Source organism: Rhizobacter sp. P1_G5, assembly GCF_056405435.1.
In genome coordinates this window covers 1-3686 of sequence record NZ_JBFUCB010000605.1, presented here as the reverse complement: position 1 = coordinate 3686, position 3686 = coordinate 1, and the positions used below count along the sequence as shown (strand labels likewise).

Genomic DNA, 3686 nt, shown 5'->3' with positions numbered 1-3686 from the left:
GTGCGAATCCGGTGCTGGCGCCCGGCGCCAGCGTGACCTTGTTCTGCCGCACGACGGTGTCGCCGTCGGACCAGGACGACACCTGGCGCACCGCGATGCAGAAGCTGCGCGCCGGCGAGGCGACGGACCTGCAGTGGAGCGACGAGGCCTTGCAGACACCGGGCGGCTTCGACGCCGCCACCGACCGGCTGGTCGCCGACGCGTTGAAGGGCCCGGCCGCGCAGCCGCCCCGACGCAGCTGGGGCGAGCGATGGTCGATGCTGACGACGCCGCGCCGCCACTTGCTGCTGCTGGCCGGGTTGATCGCCGCCTTCGCGCTGTTCTGCACGCTGGCCCGCCTGCAGGGCGAGCGCCGTGCGGTCATCGCGCTGCTGCTGGTCGGCGCGGTGGGCAGCTTCCTGGGCGGGCGCGGAGAAGGCGCGGCGTCGGTGCTGCTGGTCGGCATGTACCTCGTGCTGTCGATCGGGCTCGTCTTCGGCTTCGCGTTCGGCGCGCGCCTGTACACAGGGCTGTTCTTCCGGCGCTAGGGCGCCGGCCGCTACGCTTCCTGCCCCGGCGCGCGCCGGCCGGACGCCGCGGTGCCGAGCGCGCCGAGCACGCCGCCCAGCACCAGCACGTACCACAGCGGGGCGGTGCCGCCCTGGTCGCCGACGGGCCGCAGCCCGGCCGCGCCGATCACCAGCGCGATCGCGGCCACCAGGGCCAGCAGCAGCAGCGGCACCGCGAGCGCCAGCGTCGGCAGCTTGACGGCCGGATCGCGGCTGCCGGCCACCACCAGGGCGTAGCCGAGCAGCGTGAAGAGCGGGAACAGCACCCACAGCGTCAGGCCCGGCGGCGCCGCGGACATCCCCAGGGGCGCCGCGACCAGCGCGACGGCGGACAGGAAACCCAGGGCGGCCAGCACGCCGCCGACGATCGCGATCAGCATGGTTGTGAGTCGATGCGGTGAAGGTGGCGCAAGGATAGCGCGGCTGCCCCTCGCAGGGCCATACTGGCGCGGTGGCCGCTCGGCAAGATGCCGCTGCTGGAGGACCGGGGCCGGCCGATCGGCGAGACGAGCATCATCATGGAGCACCTGCAGCGCCATCACGCGCGCCCGGGCCGTACGCTGATCCCGCAGGATGCGGAGGCCGCGCTCGAGGTCCGCCTGTGGGATCRCCTGTCCGACCTGTACCTGATGCTGCCGATGCAGGCCTTCACCGCCGACCGCCTGCGGCCCGAGGGCGAACGCGATGCGCGCAACGTGAGCCAGGCGCGCGACACGCTGTCGACCGCCTATGCGATGTTCGACCGCCAGCTCGAGGGCCGCACCTGGGTGGCCGGGGAGGCCTTCAGCCTGGCCGATTGCGCCGCGGCGCCGGCGCTGTTCTATGCGCTGACCTACCTGCCGCTGCCGCCGCAGCACGCGCGACTCGCGGCCTACTTCGAACGGCTCGTCGCGCACCCGGCGGTGGCGCTCACCATCGAGCAGGCGCGGCCCTTCTTCCAGTTCTACCCGGGTCGTGATGGACTGGCCCGGCGCTTCTTCGATCCAGCGGCCCCTGGCTGAACCGCTCCCTGCGTACGGGCGCCCCCACGGTCTCTCCAAAGACCCCCCTCTTGAACCGTCACGCCCTGCCCCTATAATTCTGATCTGCTAGCACTCATCCACCTTGAGTGCTAACGACATCCAGGTGCCTTCGGGTGCCGATGTTCTGCCAAGTCAATGAGCGCCAACTTGCCTCGTTGCCCACCAGAAGTCCCATTTGAGACATCAAGGAGAAGCCATGAAATTTCGCCCGTTGCACGACCGCGTGATCGTCGAGCGCGTTGAAGCAGAAACCAAGACCGCTTCCGGCATCGTCATCCCCGACGCCGCCACCGAGAAGCCCGAGCAAGGCATCGTCCTGGCCATCGGCCCGGGCAAGCGCAACGAGAAGGGCGACTTCGTGGCCCTGAACGTCAAGGTCGGCGACCGCGTGCTGTTCGGCAAGTACAGCGGCCAGGTCGTCAAGGACGGCGGCAAGGAACTGCTGGTGATGCGCGAAGAAGACCTCTTCGCCGTGGTCGAGAAGTGATTCTCCCGGCACTGGCTCTAGCACCTCAACACTGAATTCGGAGAAAAGAACATGGCAGCAAAAGACGTAGTCTTCGGCGGCGAAGCCCGCGCACGCATGGTCGAGGGTGTCAACATCCTCGCCAACGCCGTCAAGGTGACCCTGGGCCCGAAGGGCCGCAACGTGGTCCTCGAGCGCTCGTTCGGCGCCCCCACCGTCACGAAGGACGGTGTCTCGGTCGCCAAGGAGATCGAGCTGAAGGACAAGCTCCAGAACATGGGCGCGCAGATGGTCAAGGAAGTCGCTTCCAAGACCAGCGACATCGCCGGTGACGGCACCACCACCGCCACCGTGCTGGCCCAGGCCATCATCCGCGAAGGCATGAAGTACGTGGCCGCCGGCATGAACCCGATGGACCTGAAGCGCGGCATCGACAAGGCCGTCACGGCCCTGGTCGAGCAGCTGAAGAAGGCCTCGAAGGCCACCACGACCTCGAAGGAAATCGCGCAAGTCGGCTCGATCTCGGCCAACAGCGACGAAACCATCGGCAAGATCATCGCTGACGCGATGGACAAGGTCGGCAAGGAAGGCGTCATCACCGTCGAAGACGGCAAGTCGCTCGAGAGCGAACTCGAAGTCGTCGAAGGCATGCAGTTCGACCGCGGCTACCTGTCGCCGTACTTCATCAACAACCCCGAGAAGCAATCGGCGTTGCTGGACAACCCGTTCATCCTGCTGTTCGACAAGAAGATCAGCAACATCCGCGACCTGCTGCCGGTGCTGGAGCAAGTGGCAAAGGCCGGCCGTCCGCTGCTGATCATCGCTGAAGAAGTCGAAGGCGAAGCGCTGGCGACCCTGGTGGTCAACACGATCCGCGGCATCCTGAAGGTCGTCGCCGTCAAGGCCCCGGGCTTCGGCGACCGCCGCAAGGCCATGCTGGAAGACATCGCSWKCCTGACCGGCGGCAAGGTCATCGCYGAAGAAGTCGGCCTGWCGCTCGARAAGGTSACGCTGGCYGACCTSGGCCAGGCCAAGCGCATCGAAGTGGGCAAGGAAAACACCAYCATCATCGACGGCGCCGGYGCCGSTGCCGACATCGAAGCMCGCGTCAAGCAAGTGCGCGTGCAGATTGAAGAAGCCACCAGCGACTACGACCGTGAAAAGCTGCAAGAGCGCGTGGCCAAGCTGGCCGGCGGTGTTGCCGTGATCAAGGTCGGCGCCGCGACCGAAGTCGAGATGAAGGAAAAGAAGGCCCGCGTCGAAGATGCGCTGCACGCAACCCGTGCCGCCGTCGAAGAAGGCATCGTGGCCGGTGGTGGCGTCGCGCTGCTGCGCGCCAAGCAAGCGGCTGGCGCCATCAAGGGTGACAACCCCGACCAGGAAGCCGGCATCAAGCTGGTGCTGCGCGCGATCGAAGCGCCGCTGCGCGAGATCGTCTACAACGCCGGCGGCGAAGCCAGCGTGGTCGTCAATGCCGTGCTGAACGGCAAGGGCAACTACGGCTTCAATGCAGCCAACGACACCTACGGCGACATGATCGAGATGGGCATCCTGGATCCGACCAAGGTGACCCGCACCGCGCTGCAGAACGCCGCGTCGGTGGCCTCGCTGATGCTGACGACCGAGGCGATGATCGCCGAGGCTCCGAAG

The 3686-nt window shown here is 67.4% G+C and carries 5 protein-coding genes; 4 read left to right on the top strand and 1 reads right to left on the bottom strand.

Going from position 1 to position 3686, the window contains the following annotated elements; all coding sequences use genetic code 11:
* On the top strand, window positions 1-527 hold a 527-nt coding region (locus AC1D12_RS27895), incomplete at its 5' end, for a hypothetical protein (protein ID WP_477844324.1).
* Window positions 528-538: 11 nt separating this feature from the next.
* Here the strand turns inward: AC1D12_RS27895 and AC1D12_RS27890 are convergent.
* Window positions 539-928: a hypothetical protein gene (locus AC1D12_RS27890; protein WP_047500105.1), complete on the bottom strand. Its 390-nt coding sequence runs from the start codon at window positions 926-928 to the stop codon at window positions 539-541.
* 60 nt (window positions 929-988) lie between these two features.
* Between AC1D12_RS27890 and AC1D12_RS27885 the strand changes: the two genes are divergently transcribed.
* The 3 genes from AC1D12_RS27885 to groL form a co-directional block, all read left to right on the top strand.
* Window positions 989-1549: a glutathione S-transferase family protein gene (locus AC1D12_RS27885; RefSeq protein ID WP_477844326.1), complete on the top strand. Its 561-nt coding sequence runs from the start codon at window positions 989-991 to the stop codon at window positions 1547-1549.
* 217 nt (window positions 1550-1766) lie between these two features.
* On the top strand, window positions 1767-2057 hold the full coding sequence (locus AC1D12_RS27880; RefSeq protein WP_047500101.1) for a co-chaperone GroES: 291 nt from the start codon (window positions 1767-1769) through the stop codon (window positions 2055-2057).
* Window positions 2058-2108: 51 nt separating this feature from the next.
* On the top strand, window positions 2109-3686 hold a 1578-nt coding region (gene groL, locus AC1D12_RS27875; RefSeq protein ID WP_477844321.1), incomplete at its 3' end, for a chaperonin GroEL.